14 protein-coding genes are annotated in these 14,122 nt (G+C 67.4%); 5 read left to right on the forward strand and 9 right to left on the reverse strand.

Going from position 1 to position 14,122, the window contains the following annotated elements:
- Positions 1 to 124: 124 nt before the first annotated feature.
- The 3 genes from QZ546_RS06665 to QZ546_RS06675 form a co-directional block, all read right to left on the reverse strand.
- On the reverse strand, positions 125 to 661 hold the full coding sequence (locus tag QZ546_RS06665) for a cytochrome b (protein ID WP_294235806.1): 537 nt from the start codon (positions 659 to 661) through the stop codon (positions 125 to 127).
- Between the two features lie 4 nt (positions 662 to 665).
- Positions 666 to 1,439, reverse strand: coding sequence for a SapC family protein (locus tag QZ546_RS06670; protein ID WP_294235807.1), 774 nt, complete (start codon positions 1,437 to 1,439; stop codon positions 666 to 668).
- Positions 1,440 to 1,514: 75 nt separating this feature from the next.
- Positions 1,515 to 2,939, reverse strand: a complete 1,425-nt coding sequence (locus QZ546_RS06675) for an FAD-binding oxidoreductase (protein WP_294235808.1) — start codon at positions 2,937 to 2,939, stop codon at positions 1,515 to 1,517.
- 67 nt (positions 2,940 to 3,006) lie between these two features.
- Here QZ546_RS06675 and QZ546_RS06680 point away from each other — a divergent pair, with 67 nt between their 5' ends.
- The 3 genes from QZ546_RS06680 (at position 3,007) to QZ546_RS06690 (ending at position 5,304) form a co-directional block, all read left to right on the forward strand.
- The gene (locus tag QZ546_RS06680; protein ID WP_294235809.1) at positions 3,007 to 3,453 is read left to right on the forward strand and encodes a hypothetical protein; all 447 of its coding nucleotides are present in this window, start codon (positions 3,007 to 3,009) and stop codon (positions 3,451 to 3,453) included.
- Positions 3,454 to 3,631: 178 nt separating this feature from the next.
- Positions 3,632 to 5,074, forward strand: coding sequence for a DEAD/DEAH box helicase (locus QZ546_RS06685; RefSeq protein WP_294235810.1), 1,443 nt, complete (start codon positions 3,632 to 3,634; stop codon positions 5,072 to 5,074).
- 8 nt (positions 5,075 to 5,082) lie between these two features.
- Complete coding sequence (locus tag QZ546_RS06690) at positions 5,083 to 5,304, forward strand: DUF1289 domain-containing protein (protein WP_058716795.1); 222 nt, start codon at positions 5,083 to 5,085, stop codon at positions 5,302 to 5,304.
- 145 nt (positions 5,305 to 5,449) lie between these two features.
- Here QZ546_RS06690 and QZ546_RS06695 read toward each other — a convergent pair whose 3' ends face one another.
- The gene (locus tag QZ546_RS06695) at positions 5,450 to 6,217 is read right to left on the reverse strand and encodes an enoyl-CoA hydratase/isomerase family protein (protein ID WP_294235811.1); all 768 of its coding nucleotides are present in this window, start codon (positions 6,215 to 6,217) and stop codon (positions 5,450 to 5,452) included.
- A gap of 524 nt (positions 6,218 to 6,741) precedes the next feature.
- Between QZ546_RS06695 and QZ546_RS06700 the strand changes: the two genes are divergently transcribed.
- Positions 6,742 to 8,166 carry a glucoamylase family protein gene (locus QZ546_RS06700; RefSeq protein ID WP_294235812.1) on the forward strand — a complete coding sequence of 475 codons (1,425 nt, stop codon included), beginning with the start codon at positions 6,742 to 6,744 and terminating at the stop codon, positions 8,164 to 8,166.
- A gap of 24 nt (positions 8,167 to 8,190) precedes the next feature.
- Positions 8,191 to 8,976, forward strand: coding sequence for an SDR family oxidoreductase (locus tag QZ546_RS06705; protein ID WP_294235813.1), 786 nt, complete (start codon positions 8,191 to 8,193; stop codon positions 8,974 to 8,976).
- Here QZ546_RS06705 and rarD read toward each other — a convergent pair.
- The 5 genes from rarD to QZ546_RS06730 form a co-directional block, all read right to left on the reverse strand.
- Entirely contained in the window at positions 8,970 to 9,854 is an 885-nt protein-coding gene (rarD, locus tag QZ546_RS06710; RefSeq protein ID WP_294235814.1) for an EamA family transporter RarD, read from the reverse strand. The genes QZ546_RS06705 and rarD overlap by 7 nt on opposite strands.
- Positions 9,855 to 9,897: 43 nt before the next feature.
- Entirely contained in the window at positions 9,898 to 10,128 is a 231-nt protein-coding gene (locus tag QZ546_RS06715; protein WP_294235815.1) for a hypothetical protein, read from the reverse strand.
- Between the two features lie 162 nt (positions 10,129 to 10,290).
- Positions 10,291 to 11,598: a dihydrolipoamide acetyltransferase family protein gene (locus tag QZ546_RS06720; protein WP_294235816.1), complete on the reverse strand. Its 1,308-nt coding sequence runs from the start codon at positions 11,596 to 11,598 to the stop codon at positions 10,291 to 10,293.
- 1 nt (position 11,599) lies between these two features.
- Positions 11,600 to 12,607 (reverse strand): alpha-ketoacid dehydrogenase subunit beta, encoded by a 1,008-nt coding sequence (locus tag QZ546_RS06725; protein ID WP_294235924.1) that lies wholly within the window; start codon positions 12,605 to 12,607, stop codon positions 11,600 to 11,602.
- A gap of 211 nt (positions 12,608 to 12,818) precedes the next feature.
- Positions 12,819 to 14,114 (reverse strand): 3-methyl-2-oxobutanoate dehydrogenase (2-methylpropanoyl-transferring) subunit alpha, encoded by a 1,296-nt coding sequence (locus QZ546_RS06730; protein WP_294235817.1) that lies wholly within the window; start codon positions 14,112 to 14,114, stop codon positions 12,819 to 12,821.
- Between the last annotated feature and the right edge of the window lie 8 nt (positions 14,115 to 14,122).

Genomic DNA, 14,122 nt, shown 5'->3' on the forward strand with positions numbered 1-14,122 from the left:
AAACAGGTCGCTCATTCCAGTCTCCTCTCGGAGCCTGAATCAGATCGCGCGCCTCATATCAATGGGTCCTGACCCTAGCAGAACATCAGTCGAAGCGCCCCTTCACGAACGCCCGCGAAGCCGCTCAGCCCCGCCGGAAACCCATCCGCGCCAGTACGCCGTCGCGCAGCAGGAAATGGTGGCGCAGCGCCGCCGCGACATGGATCGTAACCAGCACCAGCATCGCCCAGCCGAGAATTTCATGCGCTTCGTGGCCGAAACCGGCGGCCTTGCCGATCGGCAGGGGCGGCACGTCGAACAGGCCGAACCAGCTGACCGGGCGCGGCACGTCGCGGCCCGATCCCATCGCCCAGCCGGTCAGCGGCATGGCGATCATCAGGAAATAGAGCGTGGCGTGGAGCGCATGGGCGCTGCCACGGGCCCAGACCGGGATCTCGGCGGGCAAGGGTGGCGGGCGATGGCCCAGCCGCCATAGGATCCGCCCCGCGGTCAGCGCGAGCACGGTCAGGCCGATCGCCTTATGCAGTGGGATGGTGCCGGGCAGCAGGCTCTCATGGAGCAGCCCGATGGCCAGGTTCACCACCACCAGGGCCGCGATCGTCCAGTGAAAGACGATCGCGACCTGGCTGTAGCGCGGACCGGAGAATGCCTGCCCGCGCATCACATCAGCCCAGCGGCTGGAGCTGGGGCTGCGGCATCTTGCCCTGCTGTGCCTGGCGCGCGAAGATGTCGCGCATCAGCGAAAGCGAGAAGAGATGCGCATAGAGCAGCGGCAACATGCCCGACTGGCTCATCTTGCGCAGCTGGTCGCCGCGCATGTCGACCAGCTTTTCCTCGTTGATCATCTGGAAGCCGCGATAGACGAAGGGCTGCTCGGCGCCGTCCGGCTGGATCGAGACTTCGCCGTCCATCAGCAGGCCCATCTCGGCCAGCTCGGTCATGAAGTTCTGGGTGCGCGCGCCGGCCTGCTCGAACGATTCGTTGAACGACAGGATGTTCTTGGTCAGCTCGCTGGGCTGGTTGCCGTCGAACAGCGCCTCGCCCTCGTCGAACGCGCCGATGGTCGGCGAGGTCGGGTCGAAGCACAGCGACAGCTCTTCCGACTCCGGCCGCAGGCGGGCCAGCATGTACGGATAGCGGCGGATATAGGCGGGGACGTAGAAGTTCGTCTCGGTCAGACGGCCCTCGTCATCGACGAAGACGTTCACGCCCTCGTTCAGGCCCATCAGCGCCAGCGGGATCGGCTGGTCGCCGACCGAGAAGACGATCGGCATGAAACGCTGGACCAGCGGGAATTCGTCGACGGTGACGGGGATGGCGTGCTGGCCGACCAGAAAGGGTGCCGTCTCCTGCGGGCGAACCTTGAAATTCGCATGAGCCTCGCTCGAAAGCGGCTCCAGGCCATTGTAGAAAAGCGGAAGGGACGGCGCGCTGGCCATGATAATCTCCAAAAACTCTATCCACGCGAGCCCCCCGGCCGCGTGTCGTGGCCCCGTGTCTATGGGGCTCGCGCCTCATGCGCAAGCGACGAGCTTTCCCGGATTGAACAGACCGTGTGGATCCAGCGCCGTCTTGATGGCGCGGATCGCCGCGACCCGCTCGGGCGACAGGCGGGCGAGTTCGTCGCGCTTCATCTGGCCGATGCCATGTTCGGCCGAGATGGTGCCGCCCGCCGCCATCACCAGATCATGGACGAAACGGGTGATGGTCTCGGCCTGTTCGGCATAGAATCGGTCGCGGTCGGTGCCGGGGGCGGCACGGACGTGGAAATGGATATTGCCGTCGCCCAGATGCCCGAAGCCCGAGGCATGGGTGCCGGGAAAGCGCGCGTCGCAGGCCGCCGCCGCCTCGACCATGAAGCGCGGCATCCCCTCGACCGGCACCGCGATGTCGTGCTGCACCGCCGGGCCCAGCGCCCGCTCGGCATCGGACAGCGAGTGGCGGAGCAGCCAGAAGGCCTCCGCTTGCGAATCCGACGCCGCGATCACGGCGTCCGCGATCACGCCATCCTCCAGCGCGCGGGCGAGTTCGCGCTCCAGCGTCGCCGCCGGATCGACGCGACGGTCGCCCGTCACCGCCTCGATAAGGACGTGCCAGGGATGCGCGCCCTCCAGCGGCGCGCGCGCGCCAGGCAGATGGGCGACGGCGGCGGCCAGGCTTTCGGCGGGCAGGATCTCGAAACTCTCGATCATGTCGCTCGCCGCCTGCAACCGGCGCAGCAGCGCCAGCCCCGCCTCGGGATCGGACAGCCCGACCCAGGCGGTCGCATGAGCCGCGATCGCCGGGGCCAGGCGCAGCGCGGCGGCGGTGACGATCCCCAGCGTGCCCTCCGCGCCGATCAGCAGCTGCCCCAGGTCATAGCCGCGATTGTCCTTCTTCAACGCGGACAGCCCGTCATAGAGCGTCCCGTCGGGCAGCACCGCTTCCACCCCCAGCGTCAGCCCGCGCATCGTCCCGAAGCGCAGCACCTGCGTGCCCCCCGCATTGGTCGAGACGAGCCCGCCCACCGTCGCATTGCCCTTTGCCCCCAGGGTCAGCGGGAAGCGCGCGCCCTCTCCTTCCGCAGCGGCGTGCAGGTCGGCCAGTATCACCCCCGCCTCGGCCACCGCCATGTGCGCGCCCGGGTCGATCCGGCGGATGCGGTTCATTCGCCGGGTGGACAGGATCAGCGCCGAGCCATCGGCGGGCGGCGTCGCCCCGCCGACCATCGAGCTGTTGCCCCCCTGCGGCACCAGCTTCACCCGGTGCGCGGCCGCCGCGCGCAGCACCGCCTGCACCTGGGCGATATCGGCCGGGGCGAGGATCGCAGGCGCATGGCCCGAAAAGCGGCGGCGCCAGTCGATCTCCCACGGCGCGATCAGCGCGGGATCGGTGACGATGCCCTTCTCTCCCAAAATGGGACGAAGGGTCTGGAGCAGCGCGGTCTGGGCGGGGGTCATGGCGGTGTCGCGTAGGACAGGTTCATAAAGCGTTCAACGATGCCGCTTATGGTGCATTGCGACAGACATGCCGCGCCGCCACCGAAACCTTGCCGCCATCGCCCTGATGACGCTGACGACGCCCGCCCTTTTGGGGGCGACCGATCCGATTCCGACGATTCGCTATGCGCAGTTCACCTATCGCGAGCATATCGTGATCCGTGTGCCCCGCGCGGCACCGACGCCGACGGCACCGATTCGCTGGAAGGAGCGCAAGGGCCCCCGCTGCATCCCCGCCCAGCAGCTCGCGGGTGCGCTGCCGGCCGAGCAGGGCGCGGTCGATATCGTCCTGAACGGCGGCAAGCGGGTTCGCGCGCGGCTGTCACGCGACTGCCGACAGATCGATTATTATTCCAGCTTCTATATCCGCCCCGGCCCGGACGGGCAGATCTGCGCCGACCGCGACCCGATCCGCACGCGGGCGGGCCGGACCTGCGAGATCGAGCGGTTCAGGACATTGGTCCCGGTCCGCTGAACCTGTCCTCCCGCCTGTCGAAGGGGCACTGAAAGGGAGCGTCAGACGGGAACGCCCGACCGCCGCGCCCTTTGCGAAGTGTGGAAAACTTGACATTCATCGCCAAATCCGCAAGCGCCGTAAGCTGCTGGGCGAGTGCGGGGCGATTCCCATCCCGCGCCAAATTCCGGAAAACTGCATGAGCTTTGCCGATCTCGGCCTCTCCGACGAACTTCTGAAGGCGGTCACCGACGCCGGCTATACCGAGCCGACGCCGATTCAGGCCTCCGCCATCCCGTCCGTGCTGATGATGCGCGACATTATCGGCATCGCCCAGACGGGCACCGGCAAGACCGCCGCCTTCGTGCTGCCGATGATCGACATCCTGGCGCATGGCCGCAGCCGCGCGCGGATGCCGCGCAGCCTGATCCTGGAACCGACGCGCGAACTCGCCGCGCAGGTCGCCGAGAATTTCGAAAAATACGGCGCCGGTCAAAAGCTCTCGATGGCGCTGCTGATCGGCGGTGTGTCGATGGGCGACCAGATCAAGGCGCTGGAGAAGGGCGTCGACGTGCTGATCGCGACGCCGGGCCGGTTGATGGACCTGTTCCAGCGCGGCAACATCCTGCTGACCGGCTGTTCGCTGCTCGTCATCGACGAGGCGGACCGGATGCTCGACATGGGGTTCATCCCCGATATCGAGGAAATCTGCACCAAGCTGCCCGCGCAGCGCCAGACCCTGCTCTTCTCCGCGACCATGCCGCCGCCGATCAAGAAGCTGGCCGACAAGTTCCTGGAAAACCCCAAGACGATCGAGGTCGCCCGCCCCGCCTCGACCAACATCAACATCGCCCAGTTCGTCGTGCCGGTCGCGCCCCAGTCGTTCGAGAAGCGCAAGCGCCTGCGCCAGCTGCTGGGTCAGGAAGAGGTGCGCAACGCGATCATCTTCTGCAACCGCAAGACGACGGTGCGCGAGCTGAACAAGTCGCTGAAGCAGCACGGCTTCCGCTCGGGCGAGATCCACGGCGACATGGAACAGCCGCAGCGCCTGGCCGAGCTCGAGCTGTTCAAGCGCGGCGACATCAACATTCTGGTCGCCTCCGACGTCGCGGCACGCGGGCTGGACATCAAGGGCGTCAGCCACGTCTTCAACTTCGACGCGCCCTGGCACCCGGACGATTATGTCCACCGCATCGGCCGCACCGGCCGTGGTGGTGCGACGGGCATCGCCTATACCTTCGTCGCGCCCGATGATGCCGAGAATCTTGAGAATATCGAGAAGCTGACCGGCCAGAAGATCGACCGGCTCGAGCTGCCCGCTCCGACCGAGGAGGAGCGCCCCGCCCGCCGTTCGCGGCGCGATCGCGCTGCCCGCCCGGCGGAGGTCGAGGCGGAGGTCGAAACGACCGCACCCGAGGCCGAAACGATCGTGGAAGCCCCCCGTGCCCGCACCCCCCGTGCGCGTCGCGAGGAACCCCGGCGCGAACAGCCCCGCAACGAGACGCCGCGCGCGCCGCGTGGTGACGAACCGCGCCGGGATCAGGGCCGCGACCGTCGCCGCTCGAATGCCGACGAAGCGCCCGACGACGGTGGCTGGAACGGCCCGATCCCGGACTTCCTGAAAGTCTCGTTCGGGATCTGAGCCACCCCATGTCGCTCGACATCATCAGCTTCGTCGAACCGCAACCGGCGAGCCTGGCCAGCCCGTGCGTCCTGGTCTGCACGATGGACAAGGCGACCGGCTGGTGCCTGGGCTGCGCGCGGACGATCCGCGAAATCTCCAACTGGAGCGCCAAGCCCGCCGAGGAACGCCGCGCGATCCTGGCGGCGCTGCCCGCGCGCCAGGCCGAACTGGCGGCGCGCAAGGGATAAGTTCCCCGCTCCGTTCGGCCTGAGCGAAGTCGAAGGCCAAGGGGAAACTTTGCCTCCGGGCATTTTCGCCTGACCGCAAAGGAACGGCGCGGCCTTCGACTTCGCTCAGGCTGAACGGGCGCGGGGTTGTGGTCGGCAAGCGGAATCACCGCCCCACGAAGCGCCCCGGTCGTCGCTCGGTGACCGCCTTCACCCCTTCGGCGAAATCCTCGGTCCGCATCAGGATCGCCTGTTCGGCCAGTTCATGGTCGGTCGCCGCCTCGACCAGCACGCGCAGGTCGCCGCGCAGGGTGCGACGGGTAGAGGCCACCGCCAGCGGTGCCGCCGCCGCAATCTCCTGCGCCAGGGCCATCGCGGTCGTCTCCAGTGCATCCGCCGGGACCAGCTGATCGACCAGCCCCCAGCGCTCGGCCTCTTCGCCGCGGATGCGTCGTCCGGTCAGCAACATCATCGCCGCGCGCTGGCGACCGATCACCCGCTCCAGCACCGCCGAGATGCCGAAGCCCGGATGCAGCCCCAATTGCACGAAATTGGCGACGAACCGCGCCTCTGGCGTGGCGATGCGGAAGTCGGCGACCAGTGCCAGACCCAGGCCGGCCCCCACCGCCGCGCCCTGTATCGCCGCGACGACTGGCGTCCGCACGCCGAACAGCCGCGCCGCCGCCATATAAAAGGGGCTGCGCTCGCCCGGCGGCAGGGGATCGGCCACCGGATTGGCGTTGACCAGATCCGCCCCCGCGCAGAATACCCGTCCTTCGGACCGCAGCAGGATCGCGCGTACCGCAGGATCGGCGTCGGCCGAATCGAATGCATTCGCCAAGTCCGAAATGGTTCCCAGGCCTAGATGATTATTCGGCGGATTCCGTAGCGTCAGGATCGCCACCGGGCCGTCTTGTCGGATTTCCACAGTCATGCCGCTCTCTTAGCCTTGCCGGGAACAGCATGGCCAGCGCCATACCCGTTGCTCGAAAGACACAAGGGATGAGGAAGCGTCGATGCGCATGACGGAAGGCTTGAGTGGTTCGGACATGTCGCGCTAGGCGCTTTTCTCGTCATGGCGACCGGTCGATCACGGACTGGCGCCGGGCAACGGAGCGGAAGCTTTCCGATTCGGAGAGGATGCCGGGCGGCCCCGATGTGGGCCGCCCCTTCCCGGCCTTTCGCTGATAGACGCATTGCCTTCGCATAGGACGGGCCGCGACACCTGGCCGGAACGCGCAGCCATGGCGATGAAATATTCTTCACGCCAAGCGCCGCCGCCGACCCAAGCGACCGAAATAAAGGCATATTCCATGCCCTGCCGCGCGGATCGCCCCCTCGCCGCCCAAGCGGCTCTTCCCCGACACGGTCCGCTGTGCCTAGTCTGTCCGGAATGAAGGATCGGGCGAGCACGAATACGCCGCCGTCCGGTCCGGCGAGACAATATCAGGAGAGAGCATGTACGATCGCCGCCATGTCCTGCATCTGGGCGGATTCGGCCTGGCCGCATGGTTGACGGGCTGTGCGGGCCCCGGCGCCCATGTGGCGCCACCGCGCATCATCCAGGCCCAGCCCGACCTGATCCGCGACCTGCAGGAACGCAGCTTCCGCTATTTCTGGGAAACGACCGACGCCGATACCGGCCTTGCACCCGATCGCTGGCCGACGCCGTCCTTCTCCTCGATCGCGGCGGTGGGCTTTGCGCTGACCGCCTATCCGGTGGGCGTCGTCAATGGCTGGATCACGCGCGAAGAGGCGCGGGCGCGGACGCTGACCACGCTGAAATTCTTCGCCGATGCGCCGCAAGGGCCGGACGCGACCGGGTTCAGCGGCTATAAGGGGTTCTTCTACCATTTCCTGGGCGTCACCAAGGGCCTGCGCTTCGCCAAGTGCGAGCTGTCGACGATCGACACCGCACTGCTCCTGGGCGGGATGCTCTTCGCCCAGAGCTGGTTCGATGGCGATCATCCGGACGAGGTGCGCATCCGTGCTTTGGCGGACCAAATCTACGGCGCGGTCGACTGGACCTGGATCCGGCCGCGTATGCCCTTCGTCGCGATGGGCTGGCTGCCCGAGACCGGCTTCATCAACGCCGACTGGAACGCCTATAACGAATCGATGCTGCTCTATCTGCTGGCGCTGGGTTCCCCCACCCATCCGCTGCCCGACGGTACGTGGCAGGCCTGGACCCAGCGGTTCGAGCCAAGCTGGGGCAATCGCTGGGGCGAGCCCCATCTGCAATTCTCGCCGTTGTTCGGGCACCAGTACAGCCATGTCTGGGTCGATTTCAAAGGCATCCGCGACGGCTATATGGCCGCCAAGGGCATCGACTATTTCGAGAATAGCCGCCGCGCGACCCATGCCCAGCGCCTTTACGCCATCGACAATCCGGGGCGTTGGACGGGGTACGGCCCGGACGTCTGGGGCCTGACCGCCTGTGACGGGCCGGGTGATTTCACCCAGACCATCGACGGGGTGAAACGCGAATTCTTCAGCTATTCGGCGCGGGGGCCCGGGGAGCGCGACGACGGCACGCTCGCCCCAACTGCGGCGGCCTCCTCCATCGCGTTCGCACCCGACATCGCGATCCCGGCCGTCAAGGCGATGCACGATCGCTATGGTGCCGGCATCTACGGCAAATACGGCTTTCTCGACGCCTTCAACCCGACGCTGACCAAGCCCGCCGAGCCGCTGAAGCATGGCGAGATCGTCCCCGGCGTCGGCTGGGTGGACAAGGATTATCTGGGTATCGACCAGGGACCGATCGTCGCGATGATCGAGAATCACCGCACCGGGCTGATCTGGAATACGATGAAGCGGAACCCGCATCTGCGACGCGGATTGCTAAGGGCAGGATTCACCGGCGGCTGGCTGAACGGATAACAACCGCCCGCGAAGGAGACGGCGATGCCCGACACCATCCTGATTACCGGCGCCTCGGCCGGGCTGGGCGCCGATTTCGCGCGTGCACTGGCGAAGAAGCCGGTGACCCTGGTGCTGACCGCCCGGCGTACCGAGCGGCTGGCCGCGCTGGCCCGCGAACTAGGGCAGCGGCCGGGGGTGGAGGTGCACGTCGTCTCCGCCGATCTGGGCAGGGCGGAGGGCGTGAAGGCGCTGCTCGACGGGATCGCCGATCGCGGGCTGTCGATCGACACGCTTATCAACAATGCCGGCTATGGCACGCTGGGCGATTTCGCCGAGAGCGATCTGGCGACGCAGACCGGCATGATCGACCTGAACATCCGCGCGCTGGTGACGCTGACCCATGCCCTGTTGCCGCCGATGCTGGCGCGCGGGCGTGGGCATGTGCTGAACGTCGCGTCCACCGCCGCCTTTCAGCCGGGGCCCTATATGGCGGTCTATTATGCCAGCAAGGCGTTCGTGCTGCACTTTTCCGAGGCGCTGCACGAGGAGGTGCGCGCACGCGGCGTGACGGTCACGGCGCTGTGTCCTGGGCCGACGAAAACCGAGTTCGCCGATGTCGCGGGGATGGCCGAGACGCCGCTGTTTGAGCGTTTCGCCGGGACCTCCGAACAGGTGGTGCGCGACGGTTTGGCGGCGCTGGAGCGGGGCCAGGCGGTGATGGTGTCGGGGCTGCTCAACCGCCTGACTGCCGCCAGCACGCGGATCGCGCCGCGCGGGGTGCTGCGCCGCGCGGTGGCGAAGTTACAGAGCGGGCGGAAGACCTATTGAGCGCGGCGACTCGCCCGCACACTGTCAAAGGCATAGAGCCCGCACCCCATCCAGATCAGCACGAACGTCACGATGTGGAGGGGTTTCAGCGGCTCGCCGAACAGCAGCACGGCCTGGGCGAATTGCAGGGTCGGCGCGATATATTGCAGGAGCCCCAGCGTCGCGTACCGCATCCGCCGGGCGGCCGCCGCGAACATCAGCAGCGGCGCCGCCGTCACCGCGCCCGCCAGGATCAGCAGCATGTCGAGATGCCGGTCCACGCCGAACGCCGCCGTGCCGTTCGCCTGCGCCTGGAACAGCACCGCCAGCGCGGGCCCGGCGAGCAGCAGCGTCTCGACGGTCAGGCCGCCCAGCGCGTCGATCGCCGCGATCTTGCGGACAAAACCATAAAAGCCGAACGACAGCGCCAGCGCGAGCGAGATCCAGATGGCCCCGCCCCCGCTGATCGCCAATATCACCACGCCGATGGCGGCGATCCCCACCGCCACGGCCTGCCCGCGCCGGATCCGTTCGCCGAGCAGCGCGACGCCGAGCCCGACATTGACCAGCGGATTGATGAAATAGCCGAGGCTCGCCTCCAGCACATGGTCGTTCTGCACCGACCAGATATAGATCAGCCAGTTCAGCGCGATCAGCACGGCGCTGGTACACAGCAGCAGCAAGGTCCGCCCCCGCGCCGCCGCCCGGATCGCCCGGCCCCGCCGGGCGACCAGCACCACGACCGCGAGCAGCAACAGCGACCAGAGGATGCGATGCGCCAGCACCTGGAGCGCGGGCACGCCCTTCAACAGCTTGAGATACAGGGGCAACAGGCCCCAGCTGATATAGGCGCCGATGCCGAGCAACAGGCCGGAGCGTGCGGGTTGGGCGGTCGTCATGCCGCCCCTGTCGACGCTAGACGGGCGGATGGCAAGCCGGGGCTTACCCCGCGACCATGCCCCGCACCTCGACCGCGCCGCCCAGATTGACGACCCGGCCTGACACCATGCCGGTGATCCGCACCGACGCACCGCGCTCGACGACGACGTCGCCCCCCACCATGGCCTTTATGGTTGCGTGGACGCCGGGTGCGACGATCACGTCGCCGCCGATCATGCCGCGAAGCGTTCCGTCCGATATCATCTCGACCGACCCTGCCGTCATTCCGCGCATGGCATCCTCCTGTCCCGGGAGCAGGACGCGGGGGAAGGGATTTGGTTCATGGCCGGGTCCCGGCGTGGCCTTCGACTTCGCTCAGGCTGAACGGAGGTCGGGGATGAATACCAACAGCCGTTCACGCTGAGCGAAGTCGAAGCGCACGTCCCGACCTCACCATCAATCCGCGAACAGCATCACCGGCGTTTCCAGCAACCGCTTCAACGCCTGCACATAGCTCGCCGCGTCATAGCCATCGACGACCCGGTGGTCGCAGCTGATCGACAGGTTCATCAGCTTGGCCCGCGCGATGGTCTCGCCACCGCGCCCGTCCGAACGGAAGACCGGCCGCTCGACGATACGGTTGGGGCCGATGATCGCCACCTCCGGCCGATTGATGACCGGCGTCGTGGCGATCCCGCCCAGCGGCCCCAGCGAGGTGAGCGTGATCGTGCCGCCACCCATATCGCCGCTGGCGATGCTCCCGGCGCGCGCGGCCTCGGCGAGGCGGGCGATCTCGGTCGCCAGCTGCCAGACATTGCGGCTCTCGGCATGGCGGATGACGGGGACCATCAGCCCGGCCGGGGTCTGCGTCGCCATACCCATATGCACCGCGCCCGAACGGTGCACCACGCCCGCCTCGTCATCATAGCGCGCGTTGAGCATCGGGAAGTCGGGCAGTGTCTTGCAGATCGCGACGATCAGGAGGGGAAGCATCGTCAGCTTGGGCCGGTTACCGCGCCCGGCGTTCAACTGCGCGCGCGTCTCCTCCAGCGCGGTGACGTCGATTTCCTCGACATAGGTGAAATGCGGGATGGCGCGCTTGGAGGCGGCCATGTTCTCGGCGATGCGGCGGCGCATGCCGATGATGCGCACGGTTTCATCGGCACGGGGCGCACGAGCGGGGGTGTAGCCCTGGCCCGAACCATAACGCAGGAAGGCATCGAGGTCCGAATGACGCACACGGTCGCCTTCGGCAGGCTTCACGCTGCCAAGATCGACGCCCAGATCGTGCGCCCGCGCCCGAACGGCGGGTGAGGCCAGAACCTTTTTCTCCTGCTCCCTCTCCCCTCTGGGGAGAGGGTCGGGGTGAGGGGCGGCCACGGGCGATTCAGCGGGCGGGGTCGCTTGCGGCGGCCCCTCACCCCGGCCCTCTCCCCAGAGGGGAGAGGGAGTTTGCGCTTCTTCGACGCCGGGGTTTTCCGCCTCCAGCACCGCCTCTTCCGTCGCGGGCGACGCCTCCACCACGTCCGTCTCGATGACCATCAGCGCCGATCCGATCGGCACCTGATCGCCGACCTCGCCCGCCAGTTCGACGACCGTACCCGACACGGGCGATTCCATCTCGACCGTGGCCTTGTCGGTCATCATGTCAGCGACCGACTGGTCCTCCTCGACCCGGTCGCCCAGCTTCACATGCCAAGCGACGATCTCGGCCTCGGAGATGCCTTCGCCGATGTCGGGCAGGCGGAAGGTGAAACGGGCCATGTCAGGCGTCCTTCAGCAAAGTCTTGAGCGCCTGGCCGATGCGGACCGGGCCGGGGAAATAGGCCCATTCCAGGCTGTGCGGATAGGGCGTGTCGAAGCCGGTCACACGCGCGATCGGCGCTTCGAGGTGATAGAAGCAGCGTTCCTGGACCAGCGCAGACAGCTCCGCACCGTAGCCGCCGGTCCGCGTCGCCTCATGCACGATCATGCAGCGGCCGGTCTTCTTCACCGACTCCTCGATCGCCGCGATGTCGAGCGGCACCAGCGTGCGCAGGTCGAGAATCTCGGCATCCACCCCCATCTCGGCGACGACGGCGGCGCAGACATGGACCATCGTGCCGTAACACAGGATGGTCACCGCCTCGCCCGCGCGCACGGTCGCCGCCTTACCGAGCGGAATCTTGTAATAGCCGGTCGGGACTTCGCCGCCGGGATGCTTGGACCAATTCTCCGCCGGCCGATCCCAATGGCCGTTGAACGGGCCGTTATAGATACGCTTGGGCTCGAAGAAGAGGACGGGGTCATTGTCCTCGATCGCGGCAATCAGCAGGCCCTTGGCGTCATAAGGCGTCGCCGGGATCACCGTCTTAATGCCGGAGACATGGGTAAAGATGCCCTCGGGCGACTGGCTATGCGTCTGCCCGCCGAAGATGCCGCCGCCGAATGGCGATCGCACGGTGATGGGTGCTGTAAACTCGCCCGCCGAGCGATAGCGCAGACGCGCCGCCTCCGACACGAGCTGGTCGAGCGCGGGGTAGATATAGTCGGCGAACTGAATCTCCGGCACCGGGCGCAGGCCGTATGCCCCCATGCCGACCGCGACGCCGATGATGCCGCATTCGGTGATCGGCGTGTCGAACACGCGGGTCTTGCCATATTTCTTCTGGAGGCCCGCGGTCGCGCGGAAGACGCCGCCGAAATAGCCGACATCCTCGCCCATCACGACCACGTCCGGGTCGCGCGCCATGACCACGTCCATGGCGGAGTTGATCGCCTGGATCATGTTCATGCGGGTGGTTTCGCCCGTTTCGGGGGCGGTTTCGGTGACTTCGTTCACAGGACAGAACCCTTACCAGCCCCGTTCTCCGGCGAAGGCCGGGGTCCAGTTGCGGTGTCATCGCGGCGGCGCGGGGCGGTTCGCCTCCCACGCGGCGTCATGGCGCGCCACAGGCTGCGTGGAGACTGGGCCCCGGCCTTCGCCGGGGAACAGGTGGCGGCCGTCACTTGCGTGCCCATGGCCGTCCGCTCGCCTGTTCCTCGTCGAGCATCTGCTGGCGCTGCTCGCGTAAGTGCCAGGGCATGTCCTCGAACACGCCGTCGAACAGGCTGTCGAGCGGCTGGTGAAGACCGTGGCCGAGAATCCCGTTAGCCTCGGCCGCCTTTTGCGCGGTGCGGACTTCCTCGGCGACCTCGCGGTCCTGGGCGGCGTGGCGTTCCTCGTCCCACTCGCCCAGCGCGATCAGGTGATCCTTCAACCGCCGGATCGGATCGCCTAGCGGCCAAGCGGTCGGCTCGCCCGCCGAGCGGTACTGAGTCGGGTCGTCCGAGGTCGAATGCCCCTCGGTGCGATAGGTGAAATGCTCGATCAGCGTCGCGCCCTGGTTGGTCCGCGCGCGCTCGGCCGCCCATTGCGTGGCGGCATAGACCGCCAGCGCGTCATTACCGTCGACCCTGAGGCCTGCAATGCCATAGCCGATCGCCCGCGCGGCAAAGGTCGTCGCCTCAGCCCCCGCAAAGCCGGAGAAGCTGGAGATCGCCCACTGGTTGTTGACGACGTTCATGACGACCGGCGCGCGATAGACGGCGGCGAAGGTGCAGGCCGAGTGGAAATCGCCCTCCGCCGTCGAGCCCTCGCCGCACCACACGGCGGCGATCCGGGTGTCGCCCTTGGCGGCCGAGGCCATCGCCCAGCCCACGGCTTGCGGATATTGCGTCGTCAGATTGCCCGAGATCGAGAAAAAGCCCGCTTCCTTGGCCGAATACATGATGGGAAGCTGCTTGCCGCCCAGCCGGTCCGCGCTGTTGGAATAGATCTGGTTCATCATGTCGACCAGCGGCCAGTCGCGCGCGATCAACAGCCCCTGCTGGCGATAGGAGGGGAAGCACATATCCTCATAGTCCAGCGCATGGGCAGCGGCGACGGCGACCGCCTCCTCGCCCAGCGCCTTCATGTAGAAGCTGGTCTTGCCCTGGCGCTGCGCCCGGAACATGCGCTCGTCGAAGGCGCGGAGCAGGACCATGTGGCGCAGCATCCGGCGCAGGCCATCGGGCGAAAGCTTGGGGTCCCAGGGACCGACCGCACGCCCCTCGTCATCCAGCACGCGGATCAGCGTGTAGCTGAGTTCGTGGAAGCTGTCGGCGGGCGCGGCGGTGTCCGGGCGGCGCTGCGCGCCGGCGGGGGGAACCTCGACACCGGCGAAGTCGACCGCATCGCCCGGCCGGAATTTCGGCTCGGGCACGTGCAGCTGCAACGGGGCCAGGTTGGCGCGCGAAATGCCTTCTGGCGGCACGGCCATGCTCTCTC

The organism is uncultured Sphingomonas sp. (assembly GCF_913062585.1).
GTDB lineage: Bacteria > Pseudomonadota > Alphaproteobacteria > Sphingomonadales > Sphingomonadaceae > Sphingomonas.

What these genes read in the sequence shown, in the direction of transcription:
- QZ546_RS06665 (WP_294235806.1), bottom strand. Translation starts at nt 661, where the DNA reads ATGCGCGGGCAGGCATTCTCCGGTCCGCGCTACAGCCAGGTCGCGATC.
- QZ546_RS06670 (WP_294235807.1), bottom strand. Translation starts at nt 1,439, where the DNA reads ATGGCCAGCGCGCCGTCCCTTCCGCTTTTCTACAATGGCCTGGAGCCG.
- QZ546_RS06675 (WP_294235808.1), bottom strand. Translation starts at nt 2,939, where the DNA reads ATGACCCCCGCCCAGACCGCGCTGCTCCAGACCCTTCGTCCCATTTTG.
- QZ546_RS06680 (WP_294235809.1), top strand. Translation starts at nt 3,007, where the DNA reads ATGCCGCGCCGCCACCGAAACCTTGCCGCCATCGCCCTGATGACGCTG.
- QZ546_RS06685 (WP_294235810.1), top strand. Translation starts at nt 3,632, where the DNA reads ATGAGCTTTGCCGATCTCGGCCTCTCCGACGAACTTCTGAAGGCGGTC.
- QZ546_RS06690 (WP_058716795.1), top strand. Translation starts at nt 5,083, where the DNA reads ATGTCGCTCGACATCATCAGCTTCGTCGAACCGCAACCGGCGAGCCTG.
- QZ546_RS06695 (WP_294235811.1), bottom strand. Translation starts at nt 6,217, where the DNA reads ATGACTGTGGAAATCCGACAAGACGGCCCGGTGGCGATCCTGACGCTA.
- QZ546_RS06700 (WP_294235812.1), top strand. Translation starts at nt 6,742, where the DNA reads ATGTACGATCGCCGCCATGTCCTGCATCTGGGCGGATTCGGCCTGGCC.
- QZ546_RS06705 (WP_294235813.1), top strand. Translation starts at nt 8,191, where the DNA reads ATGCCCGACACCATCCTGATTACCGGCGCCTCGGCCGGGCTGGGCGCC.
- rarD (WP_294235814.1), bottom strand. Translation starts at nt 9,854, where the DNA reads ATGACGACCGCCCAACCCGCACGCTCCGGCCTGTTGCTCGGCATCGGC.
- QZ546_RS06715 (WP_294235815.1), bottom strand. Translation starts at nt 10,128, where the DNA reads ATGCGCGGAATGACGGCAGGGTCGGTCGAGATGATATCGGACGGAACG.
- QZ546_RS06720 (WP_294235816.1), bottom strand. Translation starts at nt 11,598, where the DNA reads ATGGCCCGTTTCACCTTCCGCCTGCCCGACATCGGCGAAGGCATCTCC.
- QZ546_RS06725 (WP_294235924.1), bottom strand. Translation starts at nt 12,607, where the DNA reads ATGAACATGATCCAGGCGATCAACTCCGCCATGGACGTGGTCATGGCG.
- QZ546_RS06730 (WP_294235817.1), bottom strand. Translation starts at nt 14,114, where the DNA reads ATGGCCGTGCCGCCAGAAGGCATTTCGCGCGCCAACCTGGCCCCGTTG.